The following is a 24128-nucleotide window of genomic DNA, read 5'->3' on the forward strand; positions in this document are numbered from 1 at the left end:
TATGCGGCGAGTCGGCGCAGCGGCAAGTCGGCGCAGCGGCGCGGAAAAAGAACCGGCGTGGCACGAGGTGTGAGGTGCCACGCCGGCCGTTGGGGGCCGCAGCCGGTTACGCGGCCTTGGGCTCCGCGGGAACCAGGCTGCGGAACGCCGCGGAGTGGTAGATCAGCGGGTCGCGGTCGTCGCTCACCTTGAGCGACTTCACCTCGAGCAGCACGATCGTGTGATCGCCGGCGGGGGTCTCCGAGTAGATCTCGCAGTCGAGCCAGAGCGACGAGCCCTCCACGAACAGCGCACCGAGGTCGGTGGTGCGCGTGTCGATGTTGGCGAACCGGTCACCCGTGCGGGAGGCCAGCTGGTAGCACTCGCGGCCGTGGTCGCTGCCCAGGATCGAGACGCCGATGCGCTCGCCGCGGCGCAGCACGGGCCAGGTGGTGGAGCTGTTCTGCACCGAGAACAGCACCAGTGGCGGCTCGTAAGAGACCCCGACCGAGAAGGATGACGCGACCAGGCCGGTCTTTTCTCCGTCGATCACAGCGCAGAGCGCGGCCACCCCGGAGGGGAACTTACCGAACGCCCCGCGAATGAGGCTCGGGTCGCTGCTGATGACCTCCAGTCCATGCGAGTCGGTCGGTTCGAGCGCCGTGGCCAGATCGAGGTCCGCCGGGCCGTCGGTGCGGTCGCGGGGGCTCATGCGCTCACTCCGTTCGAGACGGGGGCGGATGCGTCGGACGCGGTTTCGACATCCGCTTGAGGATTCTTGCCCAGCATGCCCATCACCAGCGGCTGCAGCAGGCGGAGCACGGCGAGGTTCTCGGCGGCCCAAGCGGCCACGATCTCCTCCATCTTCTCCATCTGCCCGGTGACGAAGTAGAGGCCCTTGGTGGGCACGCTCGCGCCGAGCTCGACGAGCAGCGGACGCAGGTTGACGTCCGGGCCCATCGAGTGGCTGAGGTCGGCGCCGGTCATCACGGGGATCGCGGTGACGCCGCGCAGGCCGTTCGCCGCGTACCGGTCGAGGAAGCCCTTGAGCAGACCCGTGTAGGTGGCCTTGTAGGTAGGGGTGGCGACGACGAGCAGGTCGCTGTCGGCGACGGCCTGGTTGAGCTCGGCCATCTCGGCGGACGGCCACTCGAAGATGTGGCTCGAGTACTCGGCCAGGTCGATGACCCGCAGGTCGTAGGTACCGGCGACGAGCATCTCGTCCACCAGCGTTTCCGCAAGCTTGAGGGTGCGGCTCTGGGGCTTGGGGTTGCCCACCAGAATGGTAATTTTCAGCATCGTGTTCCTCCATCGAACCACTGGATCAGGTCTCGAATACGATGCCGGGCTACCAATCGGATGCGCCTCAGCGTGGGCGACAAACGCCCACCTGGCGGCACGGACCTGCATAGCTACGTCACCGAATTCGATGAGTGAGCCACTGAGGATTGGTGTCTCAGATGGTGAGCAACGGCTTACGTCGCATTCACTAGTGTGCGTTTGCCCCGTTGCCGCTGCGTGTCCCGGCTATTACAACTGTGTTTCGCTGTCCTGGGTATCCGCGGGGGCCGCCCGCGCTCACGAGGGCGGCCGTCGCGTGTGGTCGAATAGAACCGATGCATACTCCCCCAGCCCCGCCCGCCCGCACTGTCATCTCCCCCGACAACGTGCAGATCGCCACCTACGAATTCGGCGACCCCGATGCTCCCACCGTGCTCGCGGTGCACGGCTTCGCCTCGAGTGCGCTGGCCAATTTCCACGCCACCGGCTGGATCCGCGACCTCGTGCGCGAGGGCTATCACGTCATCGCGATCGACCAGCGCGGCCACGGCCAGAGCGACAAGCCGCACTCCTCCGACGCCTACTCGATGGACCTGCTCGTCACCGACGTGCTCACCGTGCTCGACACCTTTATGCTCGACGAGGTCGACTACGTGGGCTACTCGCTCGGCGCCCGGGTCGGCTGGCACGCCGCCCGCTTCATGCCCACCCGCATCAACCGAGCGGTCTTCGGCGGCATCCCCGACGGCGACCCGCTCACCCGGTTCCGGGTCGATGAGGCGCTCGCGTTCGTGCGCGCGGGCACCCCGGTGACGGATGTGCTCACCGGCGCCTATCTGCAGATGGCCGGCGCCATCCGTGACAACGACCTGGAGGCACTCATCGCCCTGGTCGAGGGGATGCGCGACGGCCCGCAGCCGCACGCCGCGAACGCGCCCGCACAACGGGTGCTCTTCGCCACCGGCAGCGAGGACCGCATCCTCGAGGCCTCCCGCGCCCTGGCCGAGGCCACCCCGCGCGCCGAGTTCTTCGAGATCCCCGGCCGCAACCATTTCAATGCGCCCACCTCCCGGGCGTTCCGGGACGCCGCAATTACCTTCCTGGGCCTGCCCGGCTCCGACTGAGCGGCATCTGCAGAGAAGTTGTAAAGAATATGCAAGCTATCTGCAACTAATTGCGTAAGCTCGGGCACATGTCCAGACGACTAGCCGAAGTAGCTCGCAAGGTCGGCGTCAGCGAGGCCACCGTCAGCCGGGTCCTCAACGAGAAACCGGGCGTGTCTGTGGCGACCCGACAGGCCGTGCTGTCCGCCCTCGATGTGCTCGGCTACGAACGTCCCACCAAGCTTCGCGGCGAGCGCGCGCGCCTGGTGGGTCTGGTACTGCCCGAATTGCAGAATCCCATCTTTCCCGCCTTCGCCGAGATCATCGGCGGCGCACTGGCTCAGAACGGGTACACCCCGGTTTTGTGCACCCAGACGGCGGGCGGCATCACCGAAGCAGACTACGTCGAACTCCTCCTGCAGCAGCAGGTATCCGGGGTGATCTTCGTCGGCGGGGCATATATGCAACAGGACGGTTCCCACGAGCACTACGGTCGGCTCCGGGATCTGAACCTGCCCACGGTCCTCGTCAACGCGCCCATCGACGACTTCGGTTTTGCGACGGTGTCCTGCGACGATACGGCCGCCATCGACCAGGCCTTCGCCCACCTGACCGAACTCGGTCACACCCGGATCGGCTTGCTTCTCGGCCCGCGCGACCATGTTCCGTCCCAGCGCAAGTTGGCGGCCGCGCTGGACGCTGTGGCCAGAACCGGCGGTGCGCTGGAAGACTCTCATGTCGTCCATTCCTTGTACTCACTCGAGGCCGGGCAGGCCGGGGCGACCAGGCTGGTTCGGGCCGGCGTGACCGCAATCGTCTGCGCCAGCGACCTGATGGCCCTCGGCGCTATCCGCGCCGTCCGGCGAGCGGGGCTCAGCGTCCCCCGGGATGTGTCGGTCATCGGCTTCGACGACTCGGCATTGATGTCGTGCGTCGAGCCACCCCTCACCACGATTCGTCAACCCATCGAGCACATGGGCCGCATGATCATGGAGCTGCTCATCCGCCAGATCAAGGGCGATTCCGCGTCCACTGAGGAGTTCTTCTTCGAACCCGAACTCGTGGTGCGGGCGTCGACGAGTAGGCCTCACCTGCAGGGATGACGACAGCTCAGGCGCGCAACCGGCGCAAATCTACGCAAGCGGCTTGCTTCTTGTAGAAAAATTGCATCATCCTGTCAATAAAGCTACGTTTCAGTTGTTGCCACCGTAGGTAACGAAGGTTGCCGCAGAGTCGGCCGATTGAGACGAGTACGAGCAGTGACGCTTCCCGCCGCATCCACCTACCGCACCCTCGCGGACTCCGACGACCTCTGGTGGCGAAGCGCTGTCATCTATCAGGTCTACGTGCGCAGCTTCAGCGACGACAACGGAGACGGCACCGGCGACCTCGCCGGCGTTCGCAGCCGACTCGGCTATCTCAAGCAGCTCGGCGTCGATGCGCTCTGGTTCAACCCCTGGTATCCGTCGCCCCTGGCCGACGGTGGTTACGATGTCTCGGACTACCGGAGCATCCACCCGTCTTTCGGCACCCTGGGTGAAGCCGAAGCGCTCATTCAGGATGCGCTCGCGCTCGGCATCCGCACGATCATCGACGTCGTCCCCAACCACGTCTCCGACCAGCACCCGTGGTTCCAGGCCGCCCTGGCCGCCGGGCCGGGCTCCCCGGAGCGCGAACGTTTCTGGTTCCGTCCCGGCCGCGGCCCCGACGGAGACGAACCGCCCACCCGTTGGCCCTCGAACTTCGCCGGCGACACCTGGACCCGAACCGTCAACCCCGACGGCAGCCCCGGCGAGTGGTACCTGCACCTGTTCACCCCCGAACAACCCGATCTCAACTGGACCCACCCGGACGTGCACCGCGAGCACGAGGACATCCTCAAATTCTGGTTCGATCGAGGCGTTGCCGGGGTCCGCATCGACTCGGCCGCCCTTCTGGTGAAGGATGCGAACCTGCCCGAGGTTCCGCTGACTCCCGCTCCCGGTGAGCACCCCAACACCGACCGCGACGAACTCCACGACATCTACCGCAGTTGGCGTGCCATCGCGGACTCCTATGAGGGCACCAGGGTGCTCGTCGGCGAAATCTGGTTGCCCGACGTGGAGCGCTTCGCCCGCTACCTGCGTCCGGACGAGCTGCACACCGCCTTCAACTTCGATTTCCTGGCCCGCCCCTGGAACGCGGCCGAGCTTCACGAATCGATCGAGACCACCCTCTCCGCTCACGCCCCCGTCGGTGCTCCGAGCACATGGGTGCTCTCCAACCACGACGTCACCCGGCCGGTCACCCGCTATGGACGTGAGGACACCACGTTCGCCTTCGCCAGCAAACGGGCCGGCACCCCGACGGACCTGGCGCTGGGGCTCCGCCGATCCCGAGCCGCGGCGTTGATCACCGCAGCGCTGCCCGGCTCGCTCTACATCTACCAAGGCGATGAGCTCGGCCTGCCGGAGGTGGAGGACATCCCCGCTGAACTCCTGCAGGACCCGATGCATTTCCGGTCTCTCGGCATCGATCCCGGCCGTGACGGATGCCGGGTACCGCTCCCCTGGTCCGGCACCGCGCCGCCCTTCGGCTTCAGCCCCGCCAACGCGTCGACCTCGCCCTGGCTCCCGCAGCCGATCGGGTGGCGGGAGCTGACGGCCGAGGCCCAGCAGTCCGATCCGACGTCCATGCTGCGGCTGTACCAGAGCGCCCTGCGCATCCGGGCCGAGGAGCCCGACCTCGGCGACGGCCGGTTCGCCTGGCTGAGCGGAGCCCCCGACGTGCTCACCTTCACCCGCGGCGACACCTTCCTCCTGGTAGCCAACCTGTCGGCGCACCCGGTCGACCTCCCCGACCACCAGCGTGTCCTGCTCACGAGCGAGACGCTCGTCAACGGAATGCTGCCCTCTGACTCCACGGCCTGGCTCGAGGTCCTTCCCAGCGCCACCGAGAACTCCGACCGTCCTCATCACTCGGCCTGAGCCACCTGCACATCCTCACTCACATTACGAAAGGCACGGACAATGAAGTCACCAGCAAAGATCGTCACCCTTGTTGCGGTCACACTCGCGGGAGTCGGGCTGCTGTCCAGCTGCGCCGCCGACGCGGCCGATAGCGACGGCACGACCACCATCAAGGTGGTCAGCCTCATCCCCGGCACCGAGCAGGCCGCGTTCGATGCGTTCGACGCCCAGGTCGCCCAGTTCGAAAAAGCCAACCCCGACATCAACGTCGAGGGCGTCGAGTATGAGTGGAGCGCGCCGACGTTTGCCGCACAGCTGGCCGGCGGCACCCTTCCCGACGTGTTCCGCATCCCGCTCACCGACGCCAAGACCCTGATCGCCAACGGTCAACTCGCCGACATGACCGAGCAGGTGGAAGCGCTCCCCTACTTCGACACCTTCAACCCCAGCGTGCTCAGCAACGCACAGGATGCCGACGGCAACATCTTCGGCGTGCCGCGCGAGGCGTACGGAATGGGTCTGCAGTACAACCGGGCACTCTTCGAAGAGGCCGGTCTGGACCCGAACGCCCCGCCCACCACCTGGGAGGAAGTGCGGGAGGACGCCAAGATCATCTCCGAGAAGACCGGCCAGGCCGGCTACATGCAGATGACCCAGAGCAACACCGGCGGCTGGCAGCTGACCGCGGCCACGGTGGCCCGCGGCGGCAGCATGGAAGAGGTCGCTTCCGACGGCACGGTCACGGTGACGGCCGACAACTCGGCCACCAAGGAAGCCCTGGAGTACCTGAAGGACCTGCGCTGGACCGACAACTCTATGGGCAGCAACTTCCTCTACGACTGGGGCACCATCAACCAGGCGTTCGCCGCCGGCCAGATCGGCATGTACACCGGCGGATCGGACCTGTTCACCTCGCTCACCGGGAGAGCAACATGGATGCGGCCGACTACGGCCTCACCGCAATTCCGCTGACGGATGCGAAAGGCGCGGGCGTACTCGGCGGCGGAACACTCAATGTTGTCAACGTGAAGGCCGACGACGCTGTGAAGGACGCGGCCATGAAGTGGATCGCCTTCTATGACCTCAACAAGCTGGTCGACAAGGACGCCGCTCTCCAAGATGCCAAGACCCTGGCCGACACCGACCAGGCCGTGGGAACCCCCGCGCTGCCCGTTTTTGATCAGGCCACCCTTGACCAGTCCCGTGAATGGGTGAAGGACTACATCAACGTGCCCCAGGACCAGGTGGCGTACTTCGCCGAAGGCAACGTGGGCCGCACCATCGTGGGCGAGCCGTCCTCGCACACGCAGGAACTCTACGGCGCTCTCGACACCGCCGTGCAGTCCGTGCTGACCGACAAGAACGCTGACATCGACGCCCTGCTGGAGACCGTCAACAAGACCATCCAGCCCCTGGTCGACGCCGATTGACCCGCATTCTCTGAAAGATCCGATTTGACCGGCGGGGATGCCGCATCCCCGCCGGTCGCACCGGCAACGCTCCTCTCTCCGGAGCATTCGCACGCTCCCCACCTTCTTCGGCCCACCCCGCTCACGAAAGACGACCATGACCACACTGGATGAACGCCCCTCGGTAGTGGATCCGCCCCGACCGTCTGCGCCCGTGCGCCAACGACGCCGACCGTCCAATCCGCGCACCTGGCTGCGCAATGGCGGACTCAGCAACTTCCTGTTCCTGGTGCCCATGTTGCTGATCTTCGGCATCTTCTCCTGGTACCCCATCGTGCAGTCCTTCGTGATGAGCTTCCAGAAGACCAATCTCGTCACCGCGCCGAGCTTCGTGGGGCTGGACAACTTCGTCAAGGTGTTGCACGACCCGCTTTTCTTCACGGCGGTGCAGAACACGGCCTGGTTCGCTGTTCTCGCCCTCCTCTTCGGCTATCCGATCCCGCTCATCGCCGCAGTTCTCATGAGCGAGGTGCGCCGGGCCAAAGGCCTGTTCAGCGCCTTGGCGTATTTGCCTGTCGTGGTGCCGCCGGTCGTGGCCGTACTGCTCTGGAAATTCTTCTACGACGCCAGCCCCACCGGGGTCTTCAACAGCCTTCTCGCCATCGTGGGCATCGGCCCGCAGCCGTGGATCCAAAGCATCACCGCGGCCATGCCCTCCCTGGTGCTCGAGGCCACCTGGGCCGGTGCCGGCGGCACCATCATCATCTACCTCGCCGCACTCACCGGCGTGGCACCGGAGCTCTACGACGCGGCCGAGGTGGACGGCGCCTCCATCTGGCAGAAGATCTGGCACATCACCCTGCCGCAGCTGCGCGGCATCCTGCTCATCACCCTGATTCTGCAGGTCATCGGCACGGCCCAGGTGTTCCTCGAACCGTTCCTCTTCACGGCGGGCGGGCCGGCGAACTCGACCATCACCGTGTTACTCCTGATTTACCGTTACGCCTTCCAAAACAGTCTCGGCGGTGACTACGGCGCCGCCACAGCACTGAGCCTCATGCTCGCGCTCTTCCTCGCCGTCCTGTCCGTGGTGTACTTCCGCCTCACCAAGTCCTGGAGCCAGAATTGAGAAAGCCAAAGATCCAGGATCCCGAAGACCGCGGGATCGTCTCCGTCGCCGACTGGACCAAGCCGCGCATCCGCCGTACCATGCGCGCCAGTCACGCCGTACTCCTTGTCGTGCTGGCGGTGTCAGGGTTGGGCCCGTTGCTCTGGCTCGGCAAAGCCGCACTCACGCCCACGCAAGACACTCTGCGCACACCGTTGGCCATCTTCCCCAACGGCATCGAGTGGCAGAATGTGGTCACCGCGTGGTCCACCATCCACCTCGACGTGCAGTTCGCCAACACGCTGTGGGTGGCGGCCGGCTCATGGGCCGTGCAGATCGTCGTGGCGACCACGGCCGGCTATGCCCTCTCGATCCTGCGGCCCAAGTACGCCGGCGTGCTCAATGCCCTCGTGCTCGGCACCCTGTTCGTGCCGAGCGTCGTGCTGCTGGTGCCGCTGTACCTGACGGTGCTCGACGTGCCCTTCCTGGGGATCTCGCTCATCAACACGTTCTGGGCCGTGTGGCTGCCCGCCGGCGCCAGCGCGTTCAACGTGCTGCTCGTCAAGCGATTCTTCGACAATCTGCCGCGAGAGGTCTTCGAGGCCGCACGAACTGACGGCGCGACCTCATTCCGGTTGTTCTGGTCGATCGTGCTCCCCATGTCCAAGCCGATCGTGGGAGTCGTCTCGGTGTTCGCGATCATCGCGGCCTGGAAGGATTTCCTCTGGCCGTCGCTCGTTCTGATCGACCCGATGGTTCAACCGCTCTCGGTACGGCTCCCCGCGCTGCAGCAGAGTATCGAACTCGGGGTGTACCTCGCGGCTCTCGCAATCTCCAGCATCATCCCGATCCTGTTGTTCCTGGTCTTCCAACGCATGTTCCTGCGCGGCGCCGGGCTGGGCGGAGCTGTCAAGGGGTAGCAGCCGGCTAGCTCGGCTTGACGGCCTTGATGATGGCGCCGTGCATCTGCGGCGCCACCTCGTGGGTGAACTCCACGCCGACGTCGGTGAAACCCGCCGTTCCCAGCGCCACCCGGTACTCCTGATCGGAAAGCGCTCCGGCGATGCAGCCCGCATACGAGCCCCGCTCAATGCGCTCGGCCTCGCTGAGCTGGTTCTCGGCCACCACATCGGAGAGACCGAGGCGTCCGCCCGGTGCGAGCACCCGGAACATCTCGCGGGCGACGGCGTTCTTGTCGGCCGAGAGGTTGATCACGCAGTTGGAGATGATCACGTTCACCGTCGCATCCGGCAGCGGGATCTCTTCGATGAAGCCCTTGAGGAACTCGACGTTCGTGGCGCCGGCCTTGGCGGCGTTCGCGCGAGCCAGGGCCAGCATCTCGTCGGTCATGTCGAGGCCGTAGGCGAATCCGGTTGGGCCCACCCTACGGGCCGAGAGCAGCACATCGATGCCGCCGCCGGAGCCGAGGTCGAGCACCGTCTCGCCGGGCAGCAGGTCGGCCACGGCGGTGGGGTTGCAGCAGCCGCCCCCTCCGGACAAATGGTCCCGGTGCGCCGGGACCTTTTGTCCGCAGCGGGACCTGTTGCGGCAACCCTTCGCGTGCGAACGCCAGCGCCCCGTCCGCCCGGCACCATCCCGGCGGCGAGAGCGCACCGCAGTGGGCCGTACACTGAGCCATCGAGACCAGCAGCAGCGAGAGGACCAGCGGTATGACGGACATCGGAGCCACCGGGCGCATCCAGCCCGAGTCGACCGAGCACGCCATGCTGCGCGCCCTCGGCGAGCGCCTCGGCGTCGGCGTCGAGTCGCGTACCCTCACGGTTCCGGGCGGACTGCGCGTCGAGGTGGAGGGAATCGACCCCGCCGCGAGCGTGCTCGTACAGCTCGTGGCCAACACGGGCACCCCTAAGTCCTCGCATCGCAACAAGGCCATCGCCGACATGCTCAAGCTGGTCTGGCTGCGGGGCGTGCTACCGACGCGGCCGCGCCTGGTCATCTGCATCAGCGAGCCGCTGGCGCGCTTCTTCACCCCGGCGTCATGGCCGAGCGCCGCCGCGGCCGATATGCACGTGGATGTCTACATCTTCCGGCCGGATGCACCGCTGGAGCTCCTCACCCGGTGAGCCCTGGCCTCCGGAACACCGCCCGGGCGCTCAGTGGGGAACTTCGCACGGTTGACGGGCCGCCGCACTGTGCAAAGTTCCGAACTGAGGGGACAACGCACGTTCGGAGACGCTCAGCGGGGCGGGATCCGGCGATGACCGTCCGTGACGGTGGCCCTGACCGTGCAGACGACCCCGACAGCAGCCAGGGCGACCAGGCCCGCGAAGAAGAAGACGATCATCCGGCCGCGTTCCTTGGCTCGGTCTGCCCGGACTCGATGCGGGCCACATCCCCTGATTCGGACGATACAGAAAAGAGCTGAGCTGCGTACGCCAACGCCGCGCCCGACACCGGGGTGCCAGCCGGGGTGAGCTCCGAGGTCTCCGGCGCCGCGGCCGTCACCCGCAGCGGCAGCACCCCGGCCCAGATCGATCGGTCGTCTCCGTCATCCACCGACTCGGAGGCGCCGTGGGCGCGCACCTTCACACTGGCCTCGTCCAGCGGCAGCCGCAGCACGAGCGTCGCGGCGAGCTCGCGCTTGGTCATCTCGCGCACCTCGGCCCAGCGCCCGGGCATCAAGTGCTCGGACACGACGCGCATGGCCTCCTCTTTGTCGGCGGCAGCGACCACCGTCGGCACGCCGAACACGACGGCGCTGCGGTAGTTCATCGAGCTCTCGAACAGCGAGCGGGCGTAGACGCGGCCGTCGAGGTGGGTCACCGTGACCGAGATCGGGGTGCCGGATGCCATCGCCCGGAAGATGCCGCTGCCGGTGGAGCCGTGCAGATAAATGGCGTCATCCCCGCGGCCGAATCCCATCGGCAGCACGAGAGGCAGGCCGTCGCGCACGATCGCGACGTGAGCGACAAGCGCGTCGTCCAGGATGCCGTAGAGCTCGGCCCGGTCGGTGCGCTGGCGCTCGGGGGCACGGGTAATGCGGGTGCGGTCGGTGACGGACAGCGTGGCGGGTGCGGTGGCGGGTGCGGCGGCGGGCGCGTCGGTTCGGGGCTGAACGACGTGCGCTTCGCTCGCGTTCGAGGCGCCGAGTTCATTGGTTCGGGGCTGTGTGGAGTGGGGCATCCTACTAGGATCAAGCGCGGAGTGGATCGGCAACAGGGCCAGTTCTGACCGCTTCGACTAGACCGGTTAACGAATGTGCCGACCGCGGGAGGAACCACGATGAACGCCCACGAGCTGCCGATCCTGCTCGACCGGGCGTCGGAGCTGCCCCTCGCCGCCCAGCTCGCCACGGCCCTGCGCCGGGCGATCCTCGACGGAGTGCTGCGCCACGACGAGGCCCTGCCGTCCACACGGACGCTCGCCACGTCGGTGCGGGTGTCGCGCGGAACGGTGGTCGCCGCCTACGACCAGCTCTCCGGCGAGGGCTACCTGCTGGCACGCCCGGGCTCGGCGACGCGGGTGATGGTGGAGCCGCCCGACGCTCTCGCCGCCGGCGTCATCGGCATGCGCGGCCCGCTCTCCTACGACCTGGCCCGGGCGCCCGGCGTTGGGGTGCCGCACACCCCGGCTTCCCCTTCCACTCCCCCGCCGATGATCGATCTGGCCCCCGGGCATCCGTCGACCCAGACCCTCGTCGACCCGGCCTGGACCGCGGCCTGGCGGTGGGCCGTTGCCGCATCGGGGCGCAGCGACTCACCGTCGCCCAGTGGAACGCTCGAGCTGCGCGCCGCGATCGCCGAGCACGTGCGGCGCGCGCGGGGCCTGGCCTGCCACCCCGAAGACGTGATCATCACGGCCGGCACCAGCGACGCCCTGGCGAGCATCGGGCTTGCCGTCGCGGCCCTGGCCGGCGACAACCAGCCCCACCGCACTCCGCGGATCGCGGTGGAGGACCCCGGTTACCCCACCGCCCGTCGGGTACTGCGCCGGGTGGGCGCTCGCCTGCAGCCGGTGCGCACCGGCGAGAACGGCCTCGACCTGGCCGCGCTCGCGGCGCTCACCCCGGCGCCGCACGCGGTGCTCGTCACACCGAGCCACCAGTACCCGCTCGGCAGCAGCCTCTCGGTGCAGGCGCGGCTCGACCTGCTCGATTGGGCCCGGGCATCCGGCGCCGTGGTCATCGAGGACGACTACGACAGCGAATTCCGCTTCGGCACCTCGCCGCTGCCGGCCCTGGCCACCCTCGATACGTCGGGCCGGGTCGCCCTCGTGGGCAGCTTCTCCAAGACGGTCACCCCGTGGATCCGGTGCGGCTACATCGTGGCCACCGGCGGGCTCGGGGCGGCACTGCACGAGGTGCGGGACGACCTCGGCCCGTCGGTGTCCGGCGTGCAGCAGGCGGCGCTCGCGCACTACCTCGGCAGCGGCGGCCTGTCCCGCAACGTTACCCGGGTGCGCCGCGAGTACGCCCACCGTCGCGCTCTGGTGATCGGCGCCCTCGGCGCGCTGCCCGGAGTGAGGCTGTCCGGCCTCGACGGCGGGCTGCACGTTGTGGTGCACCTCTCGCCGGCCATCGGGGCGGGCATCACCGGTACGGATGCATCCGCTCTTGTCGCGCACGCCGCGGCGCGCGGGGTGCGGGTCGCGTCGCTGGCCCACTACGCGGTCGTCGACCGGGGGCAGCAGGGCCTCGTGCTCGGCTACGGCGCACCGACCGACCTGGAGCTCGGGCGCGCCCTCGAGGTGCTCGCCCAGCTCCTCACGAACCCCGCCGAGAACTGAATTGCGGACATCCCGCAGGCACCTCACCTGGTCTCGACAAGCTCGACCAGCGGGATGGGTGCGCCCCGCCCGCACCTCACGAGACCTCGCTGGCCGACCCGGCGCGGGAGTTTACCTGCGCGTAACAGCAGACGGACTTTCGCGAAATCTGCGCCGCCTACTGTGAAACCCAACGGACCTCCGCGGGCCATTTGCCACTCGACTCACTCAGTCGGCTGATCACTTCACCCGCTCGCTCTCCTCCTCTCGATCTCTCGAAACGTGCCTTGGAGGCCAGCGTGCAGCAAACCGATCCCCGACCCGCCACGACGGATGTCCCAGTCCCCGTGCCCGCCGACGCCCCGGGCCCGGCCCTCTTCGACCCGGCCGAACTCCGCCGGGCCCTCGCCGGCATGGCCACCTCGGTCACCCTCGTCACCACGAACGTGAACGGCACCGCCTACGGCTTCACCGCCAACAGCTTCACCAGCGTCTCGGTGACTCCTCCGCTCGTGGCCGTGTTCCTGGCCGAGACCGCCGAGAGCTACCCGGCCTTCGCCCGCACCGACCACGTGGCCATCAACATCCTCGCCGACGACCAGGGCGACGTGGCCCGGCACTTCGCCACCAAGGGCATCGACAAGTTCTCCGCCGTCACCCTGCACGGCGACTACGACCGCGTTCCCGTCGTCACCGGCGCCCAGGCCTCACTCCTGGGCCAGGTGCACGAACGCTGGACCGTGGGCGACCACCTCATGATCATCGTGCAGGTCGACGAGGTCATCCGCACCGAGCGCATCCCGCTCGTCTATCAGAACCGCGAGTTCAGGAAGCTGGTCTGAGCAATGACCCTCACCTCCCCGACCCTGGCAACCGCACCCGCCAGCACCGCCGACTCGATCTCGATCCGCGGCGCCGTCAAGATCTACGGCTCCGGGCCCAGCCAGCACGTGGCGCTGCAGAACGTGGACGTCGACATCAAGCGCGGCCAGTTCGTGAGCATCATCGGCCCGTCCGGCTGCGGCAAGTCCACCCTGCTGCGCCTCATCGCCGGCCTCGAAACCGCCGACTCCGGCACCGCCGAGGTCTTCGGGGTCACCCCCGAGCGTGCCTGCGCCGCCAAGATGATCGGCCTGGTTCCCCAGGCTCCCGCCCTGCTGCCGTGGAAGGACGTGCTGGGCAACGTGAGCATGCCCGCCAAGGTCAACCGCCGCGCGGACAAGCTGCGCAGCCGCATCCACGGGCACCTCGCCCGCCCGGCGCCCGACATGCTCGACCTGCTGGGCAAGGCGGGGCTGACGGATGCGGTGCACAAGCTGCCCGCGCAGCTCAGCGGCGGCATGCAGCAGCGCACCGCCATCGTGCGGGCGTTCGGCGTGCAACCCGACGTGCTGCTCATGGACGAACCGTTCTCCGCGCTCGACGAATTCACCCGCGAGTCGATCCAGGAGCAACTGCTGGACATCTGGGACGAGAACAAGACCACGGTCGTCTTCGTCACCCACTCGGTCTCCGAGGCGGTGCGGCTCTCCGACAAGGTGCTCGTGATGTCGGCCCGCCCGGGCCGGATCACCGCATCCGTGGACATCACCCTGCCGCGCCCGCGCAGCCAGGCGATGCTCAAGACCGCCGAGTTCCACCACTTCGAAGACGTCATCCGCGATCACCTGCAGACCGCCTGGCAGGAGAACCCGATCACCGGGTCCACCCCGATCCCGGCAGGAGCCGTCCAGTGAGCGTCATGACCGAACCCGCAACGATCCAGGAGAGCCCCGTGACGGCACCCGTGGCCGCGCCTGCCGAGAAGTCCGCCAAGAAGCCCGGCCTGCCCAAACAGCTCGGCTTCCTGCGCCCGGCCTACTGGCTGCCGCTCGCGGTGCTGCTGGTCGCTCTGGGTTTCCTGTGGACCATCACCGCCGCCGACAGCCCCTACCTGCTGCCGCCGCTGGCATCGGTGGGCGAGGCGCTGGCCGCCAACCCCGGTTTCTATCTCAGCAACGCCTGGGCCACCCTGGCTGTGGCGCTGGTGGGACTGGCCATCGGCTTCGTCGCCTCGTTCGTTCTCGCGGTGCTGGTCTCCGAACTACCCATCGCCCGCCGGGCCATCATGCCCATCGCCGTGGTGCTCAGCGTCACCCCGCTCGTGGCCATCGCCCCGGCCCTGGTCGTGGCGTTCGGTTTCGGCCCGGAGCCCAAGCTCATCGTGACCGCGCTGATCTGCTTCTTCCCCATCCTCATCAACGTGGCCACCGGCCTCCGCTCGGTCTCGCCCGCGGTGCTGCAGGTCTTCACCACCCTGCACGCGTCCCGCCTCGAAATGCTCTGGCACGTGCGGATGCCCAGCGCCCTGCCCTACCTCTTCACCGCCCTGCGCGTCGTGTTCCCGCTCTCGATCATCGGCGCCGTGGTCGCTGAGCTCTCCGCCCCGGGCGCCGCCGAGGGCCTGGGCACCGTGATCAGCGTCGCCTCCTCCAACAACCGCCTCGCCGTGGTCTACGCGGCCATCCTGTGCCTGGCGATCATGGGATCGCTGCTGCTGCTCATCATCACCGCCATCGAGGACCGCGTGCTGCACTGGCACGAGTCCCGCCAAGGCGCCACGAGCTGACGCCCCCGAACCTTCCCTGCCGCCACACCCGCAGCATCCGCACCACAGCCCCGTTTCACGCGTACCCGTTTCACGCACCACCTCCCGCATCACCCGTCCCCTCTTCCCCCACCGCACCAGGAGACCGCTATGCCCATTCGCCCCACCCACGCGTTGGCCGCCGTTGCCATCGCCGCCCTCGCCCTCGGCCTCGCCGCCTGCAGCCCGGCCGACGACGACGCCGCGTCCACCGACACGGCCGCCGCCGGCAGCGCCATCTCGGCCGACCGCTGCGAGCTGAACAAGGCCGCCGGCACCATCAACTTCCTCACCGGGTACCAGTACCAGGCGTCGGTGTCGATCCTCAACATCATCGCCGCCGACCAGCTGGGCTACTTCGACGCCCTCTGCCTCGACGTGGACATCCAGCCCGGCACCGGAGACACCAGCCAGAACGCCCAGCTGCTCGCCTCCGGCCAGGTCACCATCACAAGCGTCGACGAGCAGAACCTCATCACCGCGCAGGACAACGGCATCGACGTCACCGGCATCGCCACCTACTCCAACGTGGGCCTGGAGATCCTGATGACCGGCACGGACGTGACCGACCTCACGCAACTGGACGGCACCATCCTGGGCCAGAAGGGCAACCTGCCGCCGGCCGTCGGCGCCATGCTCACCAACGCCGGAGCCGACCTGTCCAGCATCCAGCAGGTCGTCGTGGGCTACGACCCGTCGATCCTGCCGCGCGGCCAGGTGGACTCCCTCACCGGCTTCATCTCCAACGAGCCCAACCTGCTCGAGGCTGCCGGCGAAGACGTAACCGTCTGGCGCCCCTACGACTTCGGTGTCGCCGGGTCGCTGGGCAGCCTGGCCGTGAACAACGAATTCGCCGCCGATAACCCCACCGCCGTCGAGGACTTCCTGCGCGCCAGCCAGCACGCCTTCGACTACTGCGGCAAGAACGGCGAGGAGTGCGTCGGCTTCGCTGCCGACCTCTCCGGTGAGGGCTTCGACGCCGCGCACAACCTCAAGGTCTGGACCACCGAGTACAACATCGTCACCGAGAACCAGGCCACGGATGCCCCGATCGGCCTGATCGACGTCGACAACGTCACTGCCGAGTCCGGGTTCCTCGTGGACAGCGGCCAGATCGCCACGGCGCCGGCCGACCCCACCGCCTACTTCGACAACAGCTTCATCGAGGCGATCTACGACGGCACCACCCTGATCTGGCCGGCCCCGTAACCCGGCTGACCGCAGCGCCGCGCTGAGACGCGGCCCGGCAGCACTGGTTTGCGGACATCCCCCTTCGTTTTCGCGAACGATGGCGGGATGTCCGCAAACGGCGCAATCACCATCCCCGCACCACGTCCGTCTCGGCCCTCGCCGTCTCCGTCGCAGCCTCCCGAACGGTGCTCCACCACAGCAGAGAAAGAGTGTTCCCCATGTCAGCACGCGAGTACGGCGTTTTCCTCCCGATCGGCAACGGCGGCTGGCTGGTGTCCACCACCGCGCCGCATCCAGACGGCAGCTACGAGTACAACAAGACCACCGCGGTGCTCGCCGAGCAGGCCGGCCTCGACTTCGTCATGTCGATGGCCAAGTGGCGCGGCTTCGGCGGCTCGACCGACCACTGGGGCAACACCCTCGAGTCGATGACCATGATGGCGGGCCTGGCCGAAGCCACCGAGAAGGTGAAGATCTGGGCCACCGTGCACGCCAACATCCACAGCCCCGCCATCGCCGCCAAGATGTTCGTGACGCTCGACCAGATCTCGAACGGCCGCGCCGGCATGAACATCGTCTCCGGCTCGTACGCCGACGAGTTCGAGCAGATGGGGCTCTGGGACGCCACCATGTCGAAGGAGGCCCGCTACCAGATGGTGGAGGACTGGACCCGGGCCGTCACCCGGCTCTGGACCGAGGACTCTGTGACCATGCAGAGCGAGACGTTCACTCTCACCGACTGCGTCTCCCGGCCGCACCCGCGCGTGCAGCCCACCCTGATCAGCGCCGGCCGCTCGCCGCGGGGACGCAAGTTCCAGGCCGAACTCTGCGACGGAGCGTTCCTCTCCGGCGACACCATGGAGGAGCTGCGCGAGTCCTCCCGTGACGTGCACGACCAGGCCGCGGCGCTCAATCGTTCCGTGAAGACCTACGCCATGCTCACCGTGGTGATGGGCGACACTGATGCCGCCGCCCAGCGACGCGTCGACGTGATCGGCGCCGGCGTCGACGTTCAGGCCCTCGCCAATATGCGGGTCTCCTGGGGCATGCCGCGCGATCGCGCGACCTCGTGGACCGAGTCCGCCACCGGGCAGGACGCGTTCCAGACCCCCTACGTCGTCGGCTCGCCCGACACGGTCCTCAACCACATCAACACCGTTGTCGAGGGCGCCGAACTCGACGGCCTGATGCTGATCTTCCCCGATTACCACGCCGATCTGCCCGCCTTCGGTGAGGCCGTGCTGCCCACCCTCCGCGCTCAGGATGCCGCGCGCCGCTCGAACGGACTGGTCGCCTCGTGACCCCCGACGACGCCTTCGCGGGCCTGTCCAACCGGGCCGGCGCGCTGCTCGTCGTCGACGTGCAGCGTTCGTTCGCCGACCTGGGCTACCTCGCCGACTACGGCCTCGACGCAGCGGCCGAGGACTCTATCGCCGCAGCGATCCGCGGCACCGCGGGCCTCGTCGACGCCGCCCGCGCGGCCGGCGTGCCCGTGGTCTGGATCGAGCTGGCCTCGGACCCGGACCGCCTCTGGGGCGCCAGCAACTGGTTGCGCGGCCGCGGCTTCGACGAGCCGATGGACCACACCGAACCCTGCGTGATCGGCACCCCGGGTGCCGACTGGTACGGCCTGGAGCCGGCGGCCGGGGAACCGCGCGTGCAGAAACGGCACTACAGCGGTTTCCAGGGCACCGAGTTGCACGCCCTGCTGCAGGACCTCGGCGTGGTGTGGGTAGCCGTGGCCGGTCTCACCACCGAGTGCTGCATCGCCGCGACCGCGACCGACGCATTCCAGCTCGACTACCCGGTGCTGATCCCCAGCGATGCCACCGCCGCCTACGAGGTGCGGGTGCACGAGAACGCCCTCGAGATCCTGGCCCTGACCACGGCGCACGTGGTGACGAGTGACGAGCTGGCCGGCTTCTTCCCCGCGCCGGCCCCGGATGCGACGGCGACCGGCGTGCCCGCGGCATCCGTTCTGACCGGCTCGGCGGTGTCGGCATGACCGGCCCCGAGCAGGACCCGAAGCACCTGCACCTGGCCTTCGACCTGTCGTTCACGCACTCGGAGGGCCGCTGGGCCCGGCCGGGCTCGTGGACCGGTCGCACCTTCCCCGACGTGAAGATGTTCCAGGAGCTCGCGATCACCGCCGAGCGTGGCGGCATCGACATGCTCTTCTTCGGCGACGGCACGGGCCTGCCCGATACCTGGCGCGGCTCCCCCGACGCCGCCGTCGAGTGGGGCGTGCAGTGGCCGCGGCACGACATGAGCCCGTTCATTGCCGCGATGAGCGCGGTGACCCAGAACATCGGCTTCGGCCTGACGTATTCCTCCACGTTCATGCATCCGTTCTATGTGGCCCGGTTGCTCAATTCGCTCGACCACGTCACCGGCGGACGCATCGCGTTCAACGTCGTGGCGTCGACCCGGCGAGCGGATGCGGCCAACTACGGCTTCGACGAGCTGCTCGAACACAGCAAGCGCTACGAGCGCATGGACGAGTTCATCTCGGTGTGCCAGCAGCTCTGGGACTCGGTGGAGCCCGACGCGATTGTGATGGACCGGGCGACCGGGCGGTTCGCCGACCCGAGCAAAGTGCACGCCATCGGGCACCACGGCAACTTCTTCGACGTGCAGGGGCCGCTCACCAGCGTGCCCAGCCCACAGGGACACCCGGTGTTGGTGCAGGCCGGCAACTCACCGCAGGGCATCGCCACGAGCGCCAAGTTCGCCGATCTGATCTTCGGGTTCGGCGGCAACCTGGCCGGCCAGCAGCGGCACCGGTCGCAGCTCGACCTGCAGCTCGCCGCCAACGGGCGCAACCCGTCCGACGTCGGCATCCTGTGGGCCACCCAGCTGGTGATCGGCCGGAGCGTTGACGAGGCCACCGCGCGGAAGAAGGAGATGCTTTCCTATTGGGGTGACGAGGCGGTGGGCGCGTACCTGTCGTACAACGCCGGCTACGACTTCTCCACCGTGGGCGACACCATCGTGCTCGGGGAGCTGCAGGCCGAGATCGTGGCCGGCCACGCGTCCCCGTCGGGGTTCGTGGGGCAACTGGTGCAGGAGCTCGGCGCCGACCACTCGCTCTCCCGCACCGAGTTCTTCGAGCGCGGCTGGGAGCACGCGGTGGGCTACAACCAGACTCTCAGCGGCACGGCGTCGCAGCTGGCCGACCAGCTCGAGGAGAACTTCGCGGCCACGGGCTCCCGCGGCGGCTACATGATCGGCAACCCGCTGAGCATGCCGGCCTCCTACACCGACATCATCGACCTGTTGGTGCCGGAGCTCCGCCGCCGCGGCACCATGGGTGCGCCCTACCCGGGTTCGACGCTCCGCGCCAACCTGGCGTCGTGAGCGGCCGCGCGGGCCGGGGCCGCTCGGGCCCCGGCCCGGCCGGTGGTGGTGTTCACATCGGTGCCAACCCGGTCGGCGACGATGCTGCCATCGGCGCCGGTTCGACGGCTGCGGCGAGCGCGCCGGCCACCCGCCGCGGCCCCTCCCTCGGCGAGCAGACCCTACTGCTGTGCTGCCTGATCGGCGCCACCCAGATGACCTGGGGCACCATCGTGCCCGCGCTGCCGCTCTACGTGGACCGCTTCGGCGCGACCGCCCTGGTGCTCGGCCCGATCATCGCCGCGTTCGGTTTCGGACGGGTGCTGGCCAACATTCCCGCGGGCATCCTGCTGCGGTGGTGGAAGCCACGGCCCTATCTCTGGGCGGTGAGCCTGCTGCTCGTGGTGGTGACCGGCCTCACCGGGTTGGCCCCTACCGCCGATTGGCTGATCGGCGCCCGGGTGCTCGCCGGGGTGCTCGGCGGCGCCGCGATCACCATCGGCTTCGCGATCCTCGTCGCCGGCGCCCCGCCCGCCCGGCGCGGCCGGGTGATGGCCACGGTTACCGCGGTGCAAATGTCCGCGGGCGCGATCGGGTCGTTCCTCGGCGGTCTGGTGCTCACCTGGTTCTCGCTCGAGGTGGTGTTCCTGGTCGCCAGTGTGCCCCTCGCCCTGGTGCTCGTCTGGGATGCCGTGCGCCCCGCCGCGCACTACTGGATCCCCCGCGGCCGGTCCGCGCAGCCGGCGGAGGCGCCTCGCACGGCGGTCGAGCCTCTCGAGACCCCGACCCGCACGGTGGTCGAGCCTTCAGAGACACCTCACCAGGTCCACTTCGACAAGCTCAGTACGGCGTCGACAAGCTCGACCGACGAGATGGTCGCGACCCACACGCGGGCTGCGCCTCTCGAGACCCCGCGAGCCAACCTCCCGTCGCGCCCCACCACGCAGGCCGCGCCTGTCGAAACCCCGCGAGCCAACCTCCCGTCGCGCCCCACCACGCAGGCCGCGCCTCTCGAGACCGGCGCGACCCCGACGCTGGTCGAGCCTGTCGAGACCCCGCGAGCCAACCTCCCGTCGCGCCCCGCGGCATCCGAAACCAGCCCCTCAGCGCCCAACTACGCCGGGGTGGGCGTCGCCGCGATCGTCATCGCGCTGGCGCTGAGCTCCTTCGCCACCTTCTTCGCCCGGTTCGGCGGCGAACAAGGCCTCGTGCCCGTGGCGGCCTACGACACCGGGGGTCTCACCCCGCTCACCCTCGGCGTCGCACTGGCAGCGGCCACGCTGCTCTCCCTGGCCGCGCTGCCCGTGGTGGGCTCGCTCATCGACCGCGGCTACCGGCTCGCGGTGCTCGTGCCCGGGGTAGTCGCCTCCGCGGCCGCGCTGCTGATCTTCCCGATCGCCAACGGACCGTGGCTGTTCGCCCTGGCGATCGTGCTCTACGGGCTGGCCACCAGCGTCGCCGGCATCGTGCCCACGGTGCTCATGAGCGAGGCGGTGCCGGCCCGGCAGAGCGGACTGGTGGTGGGCATCACCCGCACAGCCGGCGACCTCGGCGCGGTCGCGGGGCCTCTCGTGGCCCTGGCGATGTACGACTCAAACGGGCTCTGGCCGGCGATCCTCGTGATTGTGGCGCTGCTCCTGCTGGCCAACCTGTCGCTGGCCCGGCTGCTCGTGCATACCCGCGGGCGCCAGAAGTAGAGCCGATTCAGCGGCGCGGCCGGGCCGCATCTGCCCGGTGCACACTCATTTCTGGAAAAAGCACGGTGGCAGAGCCCGCCAACCGTGCTTTCTCCCGGAATGGAACCCGGCCGCGCCGTGACGACGAAGGTCGATGCCGGTGCGCACCCAGCGAGGTCTCCTAAGGAAGTGCACTTCCGCCGACACCCGGGCGCGAAGCGCCCCCACAGCTCGACAGGCTCGACCACCGCGCGGGGCACAACACACAAACAGGTCACGAGGCCTCGACAAGCTCGACCAGCGATCGGGGCACGACACACAAACACGTCACGAGGCCTCGACAGGCTCGACCAACGAGCGGGGCACGACACGAAGACACGTCGCGGGATCTCGACAGGCTCGACCGACGATCGCGCGGCACACAAGCAAGTGCCGCCGCGCGCTGCCGCACAGGGCAGGGCGGTTTCAGCTTGCCTTCAGCGGCATCCGCCAGACTGAGCCGCATGCCCGCGGCAACAGCGGCGAACCAACACGACAATACCGACACGACAATACCGACACGACAATACCGACACGACGATGGGGGCCGGATGCGAGTGCTGGTGGTGGAAGACGAGGTGCGGCTGGCGACCGGGCTCAAGCGTGGCCTCGAGGCCGAAGGCTTCGCGGTCGACGTGGCCGGCACTGGGCCCGATGGGCTCTGGCTGGCCCGCGAGACCGAGTACGCGGTGATCCTGCTCGACATCATGCTCCCGGGCCTCAGCGGCTACCGTGTCTGCGAGACCCTGCGCGCCGAGCAGAACTGGACCCCGATCCTCATGCTCACCGCCAAGGACGGCGAGTGGGACCAGATCGAAGCGCTCGACACCGGCGCCGACGACTACCTCACCAAACCGTTCTCCTCCGCGGTGCTGCTGGCCCGGATGCGCGCGCTGATCCGTCGCGGCGCCACCGCCAGGCCCACCGTGCTGCGGGCCGGCGACCTGCACCTCGACCCGGCCACTCGCCGGGTCAGCCGCGGCGAGACCGTCGTCGACATCACCTCCCGCGAGTTCGCCGTGCTCGAGTACCTGATGCGCAACCGGGGCTCCGTCGTGAGCAAACGCGATGTGCTCGACAACGTCTGGGACTTCGATTTCGAGGGCGACCCCAACATCGTGGAGGTCTACGTGCGGCACCTGCGCAACAAGGTGGACCGCCCGTTCGACCGGGCCGCGATCGAGACCCTCCGCGGCGCCGGCTACCGGTTGGCGGCCGACGGTGGCTGAGCGCCGCGACCCCCGCGGCCGGTCGCTCCGCGGCCGCATCACCCTGGTCTCCACCGCGATCGTGGCCGCCACCCTTGTGGTCGGGGCGCTCCTGTTCGTGCTGGTGCTGCGCACCGTGCTGCTCGACGAGGTGAACAACGCGGTCGACCGGGACCTCTCCCAGCTGCAGACCACCCTGGAGGACACCGGCACGACAACGGGCTTCGACGTCGATGACGACGAGATCTTCGTACAGGTCACCGACGCATCCGGCGCCCTGGTGACCGGCAGCGAGACGCTGGACGGCACGCCCATCGCGCTGGAGAAAGACAGTGACGCCCAGGTCGTGCGGCTGCCCGGCGAGGATGCCGCCTACCTCGTGGCGGTCGATGAAGACAACAACGTCACCATCGCCGCCGGTCGCAGCCTCGAGACCATCGACGAATCGGTGAGCACGGTCGCCTGGCTACTCGCCGCTGCGGTGCCGCTGCTGCTCGGCGTCGTGGCCCTGCTCACCTGGATCGTGGTGGGCCGCGCCCTGGCGCCGGTCGAACGGATGCGCCGCGAGGTCGACGCCGTCACCGCCACGAACCTCGACCGGCGGGTGGCCGATCCGGGCCGCGGCGACGAGATCGGCCGGCTCGCCCGAACGATGAACAGCATGCTCGACAGGCTCGACACCTCGCAGCGAACGCAGCGCCAGTTCGTGTCGGATGCCTCGCACGAGCTGCGCTCCCCGCTCGCGTCCCTGCGCCAATACGCCGAGGTGGCCCAGGCCCACCCCGACCGGATGAGCCTGGGCGACCTCTCGGAGGCGGTGCTCGACGAGGGCGCCCGGTTGGAACGCCTGGTGCGTGGGATGCTGTTGCTCGCGCAGGTCACCGAACGCTCTCTGCAGGCCACCGGCCGAGCCGTGGACCTGGACGACCTCGTGCTCGCCGAGGCGCGCCGGCTGCGCGACACCATGGCGCTCACGATCGACGCCACGGCCGTCGGCGCGGCCCGGGTGCACGGCGACGAGAACCTGCTCGGGCAGGTGGTGCGGAACCTCGTGGACAACGCCGCCCAGCACGCAGTGGGCCGGGTGAACCTGTCCGTCGGGGTCGCGGCCGGCCAGGTCGTGCTTGTGGTGGAGGACGACGGGCACGGGATACCGGCCGAGGAACGGGACCGGGTGTTCGAGAGGTTCGTGCGGCTGGACGAGTCGCGCGCGCGCGCCTCCGGCGGCACCGGCCTGGGGCTGGCAATCGTGCGGGAGACCGTGCAGGCACACGGCGGTACCGTGCTGGTCACCGCGGGTGACCTCGGCGGCGCCCGGTTCGAGGTGCGGCTGCCCTCGGCCGACGACGGCTCCCAGGCTGGCCCCGACGTCCACGCCCCGCGCCCGGAGTGACGGGCAGCACGCCCGACGGCGGCCCGGCGGCCGGCGGCGACGCATCCGGCGGACTCGGCTGACACCCCTCTGGTCGCTTTCTGAAACCGGCTTCAGCGGGCTTCAG

23 protein-coding genes are annotated in these 24128 nt (G+C 68.7%); 19 read left to right on the forward strand and 4 right to left on the reverse strand.

What is annotated here, in order from left to right; translation table 11 throughout:
* Positions 1 to 106: 106 nt before the first annotated feature.
* A complete protein-coding gene (locus tag KY500_RS11145) occupies positions 107 to 691 on the reverse strand; it encodes a flavin reductase family protein (protein WP_219900635.1) in 585 nt (194 codons plus the stop codon).
* The gene (locus KY500_RS11150) at positions 688 to 1278 is read right to left on the reverse strand and encodes an NADPH-dependent FMN reductase (protein ID WP_219900636.1); all 591 of its coding nucleotides are present in this window, start codon (positions 1276 to 1278) and stop codon (positions 688 to 690) included. Before KY500_RS11150 ends, KY500_RS11145 begins: the two co-directional genes overlap by 4 nt.
* Positions 1279 to 1595: 317 nt before the next feature.
* On the opposite strand from KY500_RS11150, the gene KY500_RS11155 reads away from it, so the two are divergent.
* From KY500_RS11155 to KY500_RS11180, 7 genes are all read left to right on the forward strand, one after another.
* A complete protein-coding gene (locus KY500_RS11155) occupies positions 1596 to 2384 on the forward strand; it encodes an alpha/beta fold hydrolase (protein WP_219900637.1) in 789 nt (262 codons plus the stop codon).
* A 68-nt stretch (positions 2385 to 2452) separates the two neighbouring features.
* On the forward strand, positions 2453 to 3466 hold the full coding sequence (locus KY500_RS11160; RefSeq protein WP_219900638.1) for a LacI family DNA-binding transcriptional regulator: 1014 nt from the start codon (positions 2453 to 2455) through the stop codon (positions 3464 to 3466).
* 156 nt (positions 3467 to 3622) lie between these two features.
* A complete protein-coding gene (locus tag KY500_RS11165; protein WP_219900639.1) occupies positions 3623 to 5329 on the forward strand; it encodes a glycoside hydrolase family 13 protein in 1707 nt (568 codons plus the stop codon).
* A 42-nt stretch (positions 5330 to 5371) separates the two neighbouring features.
* A complete protein-coding gene (locus tag KY500_RS11170; protein WP_255579204.1) occupies positions 5372 to 6283 on the forward strand; it encodes an ABC transporter substrate-binding protein in 912 nt (303 codons plus the stop codon).
* Positions 6244 to 6741 carry a hypothetical protein gene (locus KY500_RS19320; RefSeq protein ID WP_255579205.1) on the forward strand — a complete coding sequence of 166 codons (498 nt, stop codon included), beginning with the start codon at positions 6244 to 6246 and terminating at the stop codon, positions 6739 to 6741. The genes KY500_RS11170 and KY500_RS19320 overlap by 40 nt, the downstream gene beginning before the upstream one ends.
* 136 nt (positions 6742 to 6877) lie before the next feature.
* Complete coding sequence (locus KY500_RS11175; protein WP_219900640.1) at positions 6878 to 7849, forward strand: carbohydrate ABC transporter permease; 972 nt, start codon at positions 6878 to 6880, stop codon at positions 7847 to 7849.
* A complete protein-coding gene (locus KY500_RS11180; RefSeq protein WP_255579938.1) occupies positions 7834 to 8748 on the forward strand; it encodes a carbohydrate ABC transporter permease in 915 nt (304 codons plus the stop codon). Before KY500_RS11175 ends, KY500_RS11180 begins: the two co-directional genes overlap by 16 nt.
* 7 nt (positions 8749 to 8755) lie before the next feature.
* Here the strand turns inward: KY500_RS11180 and KY500_RS11185 are convergent, their stop codons facing one another.
* Entirely contained in the window at positions 8756 to 9292 is a 537-nt protein-coding gene (locus KY500_RS11185) for a methyltransferase domain-containing protein (RefSeq protein ID WP_370626799.1), read from the reverse strand.
* A gap of 206 nt (positions 9293 to 9498) precedes the next feature.
* On the opposite strand from KY500_RS11185, the gene KY500_RS11190 reads away from it, so the two are divergent.
* Entirely contained in the window at positions 9499 to 9912 is a 414-nt protein-coding gene (locus KY500_RS11190) for a hypothetical protein (protein WP_219900642.1), read from the forward strand.
* Positions 9913 to 10129: 217 nt separating this feature from the next.
* Here the strand turns inward: KY500_RS11190 and KY500_RS11195 are convergent, their stop codons facing one another.
* The gene (locus KY500_RS11195; RefSeq protein WP_219900643.1) at positions 10130 to 10972 is read right to left on the reverse strand and encodes a pyridoxamine 5'-phosphate oxidase family protein; all 843 of its coding nucleotides are present in this window, start codon (positions 10970 to 10972) and stop codon (positions 10130 to 10132) included.
* A gap of 99 nt (positions 10973 to 11071) precedes the next feature.
* Here KY500_RS11195 and KY500_RS11200 point away from each other — a divergent pair, with 99 nt between their 5' ends.
* The 11 genes from KY500_RS11200 (at position 11072) to KY500_RS11250 (ending at position 24022) form a co-directional block, all read left to right on the forward strand.
* Complete coding sequence (locus KY500_RS11200; RefSeq protein WP_255579209.1) at positions 11072 to 12574, forward strand: PLP-dependent aminotransferase family protein; 1503 nt, start codon at positions 11072 to 11074, stop codon at positions 12572 to 12574.
* 278 nt (positions 12575 to 12852) lie between these two features.
* A complete protein-coding gene (locus tag KY500_RS11205) occupies positions 12853 to 13395 on the forward strand; it encodes a flavin reductase family protein (protein WP_219900644.1) in 543 nt (180 codons plus the stop codon).
* Between the two features lie 3 nt (positions 13396 to 13398).
* The gene (locus KY500_RS11210) at positions 13399 to 14289 is read left to right on the forward strand and encodes an ABC transporter ATP-binding protein (RefSeq protein ID WP_219900645.1); all 891 of its coding nucleotides are present in this window, start codon (positions 13399 to 13401) and stop codon (positions 14287 to 14289) included.
* Positions 14290 to 14294: 5 nt separating this feature from the next.
* On the forward strand, positions 14295 to 15161 hold the full coding sequence (locus KY500_RS11215) for an ABC transporter permease (RefSeq protein WP_219900646.1): 867 nt from the start codon (positions 14295 to 14297) through the stop codon (positions 15159 to 15161).
* Positions 15162 to 15290: 129 nt separating this feature from the next.
* Complete coding sequence (locus tag KY500_RS11220; protein WP_219900647.1) at positions 15291 to 16388, forward strand: ABC transporter substrate-binding protein; 1098 nt, start codon at positions 15291 to 15293, stop codon at positions 16386 to 16388.
* A gap of 200 nt (positions 16389 to 16588) precedes the next feature.
* On the forward strand, positions 16589 to 17671 hold the full coding sequence (locus tag KY500_RS11225; protein WP_219900648.1) for an LLM class flavin-dependent oxidoreductase: 1083 nt from the start codon (positions 16589 to 16591) through the stop codon (positions 17669 to 17671).
* Positions 17668 to 18375, forward strand: coding sequence for a cysteine hydrolase family protein (locus KY500_RS11230; protein ID WP_219900649.1), 708 nt, complete (start codon positions 17668 to 17670; stop codon positions 18373 to 18375). The genes KY500_RS11225 and KY500_RS11230 overlap by 4 nt, the downstream gene beginning before the upstream one ends.
* Positions 18372 to 19727: an NtaA/DmoA family FMN-dependent monooxygenase gene (locus KY500_RS11235; RefSeq protein ID WP_219900650.1), complete on the forward strand. Its 1356-nt coding sequence runs from the start codon at positions 18372 to 18374 to the stop codon at positions 19725 to 19727. Before KY500_RS11230 ends, KY500_RS11235 begins: the two co-directional genes overlap by 4 nt.
* Complete coding sequence (locus KY500_RS11240) at positions 19724 to 21403, forward strand: MFS transporter (RefSeq protein WP_219900651.1); 1680 nt, start codon at positions 19724 to 19726, stop codon at positions 21401 to 21403. The genes KY500_RS11235 and KY500_RS11240 overlap by 4 nt, the downstream gene beginning before the upstream one ends.
* Positions 21404 to 21972: 569 nt before the next feature.
* Complete coding sequence (locus KY500_RS11245; RefSeq protein ID WP_219900652.1) at positions 21973 to 22650, forward strand: response regulator transcription factor; 678 nt, start codon at positions 21973 to 21975, stop codon at positions 22648 to 22650.
* On the forward strand, positions 22643 to 24022 hold the full coding sequence (locus tag KY500_RS11250; RefSeq protein WP_219900653.1) for a cell wall metabolism sensor histidine kinase WalK: 1380 nt from the start codon (positions 22643 to 22645) through the stop codon (positions 24020 to 24022). The genes KY500_RS11245 and KY500_RS11250 overlap by 8 nt, the downstream gene beginning before the upstream one ends.
* The last annotated feature ends 106 nt before the right edge of the window (positions 24023 to 24128 follow it).

This window comes from Cryobacterium sp. PAMC25264 (assembly GCF_019443325.1).
Classification (GTDB): domain Bacteria; phylum Actinomycetota; class Actinomycetes; order Actinomycetales; family Microbacteriaceae; genus Cryobacterium.

Bases quoted from the DNA above. Each gene is read 5' to 3' on its own strand.
- KY500_RS11145 (WP_219900635.1), bottom strand. From the start codon at position 691: ATGAGCCCCCGCGACCGCACCGACGGCCCGGCGGACCTCGATCTGGCC.
- KY500_RS11150 (WP_219900636.1), bottom strand. From the start codon at position 1,278: ATGCTGAAAATTACCATTCTGGTGGGCAACCCCAAGCCCCAGAGCCGC.
- KY500_RS11155 (WP_219900637.1), top strand. From the start codon at position 1,596: ATGCATACTCCCCCAGCCCCGCCCGCCCGCACTGTCATCTCCCCCGAC.
- KY500_RS11160 (WP_219900638.1), top strand. From the start codon at position 2,453: ATGTCCAGACGACTAGCCGAAGTAGCTCGCAAGGTCGGCGTCAGCGAG.
- KY500_RS11170 (WP_255579204.1), top strand. From the start codon at position 5,372: ATGAAGTCACCAGCAAAGATCGTCACCCTTGTTGCGGTCACACTCGCG.
- KY500_RS19320 (WP_255579205.1), top strand. From the start codon at position 6,244: ATGGATGCGGCCGACTACGGCCTCACCGCAATTCCGCTGACGGATGCG.
- KY500_RS11175 (WP_219900640.1), top strand. From the start codon at position 6,878: ATGACCACACTGGATGAACGCCCCTCGGTAGTGGATCCGCCCCGACCG.
- KY500_RS11190 (WP_219900642.1), top strand. From the start codon at position 9,499: ATGACGGACATCGGAGCCACCGGGCGCATCCAGCCCGAGTCGACCGAG.
- KY500_RS11195 (WP_219900643.1), bottom strand. From the start codon at position 10,972: ATGCCCCACTCCACACAGCCCCGAACCAATGAACTCGGCGCCTCGAAC.
- KY500_RS11200 (WP_255579209.1), top strand. From the start codon at position 11,072: ATGAACGCCCACGAGCTGCCGATCCTGCTCGACCGGGCGTCGGAGCTG.
- KY500_RS11210 (WP_219900645.1), top strand. From the start codon at position 13,399: ATGACCCTCACCTCCCCGACCCTGGCAACCGCACCCGCCAGCACCGCC.
- KY500_RS11215 (WP_219900646.1), top strand. From the start codon at position 14,295: ATGACCGAACCCGCAACGATCCAGGAGAGCCCCGTGACGGCACCCGTG.
- KY500_RS11220 (WP_219900647.1), top strand. From the start codon at position 15,291: ATGCCCATTCGCCCCACCCACGCGTTGGCCGCCGTTGCCATCGCCGCC.
- KY500_RS11225 (WP_219900648.1), top strand. From the start codon at position 16,589: ATGTCAGCACGCGAGTACGGCGTTTTCCTCCCGATCGGCAACGGCGGC.
- KY500_RS11235 (WP_219900650.1), top strand. From the start codon at position 18,372: ATGACCGGCCCCGAGCAGGACCCGAAGCACCTGCACCTGGCCTTCGAC.
- KY500_RS11245 (WP_219900652.1), top strand. From the start codon at position 21,973: ATGCGAGTGCTGGTGGTGGAAGACGAGGTGCGGCTGGCGACCGGGCTC.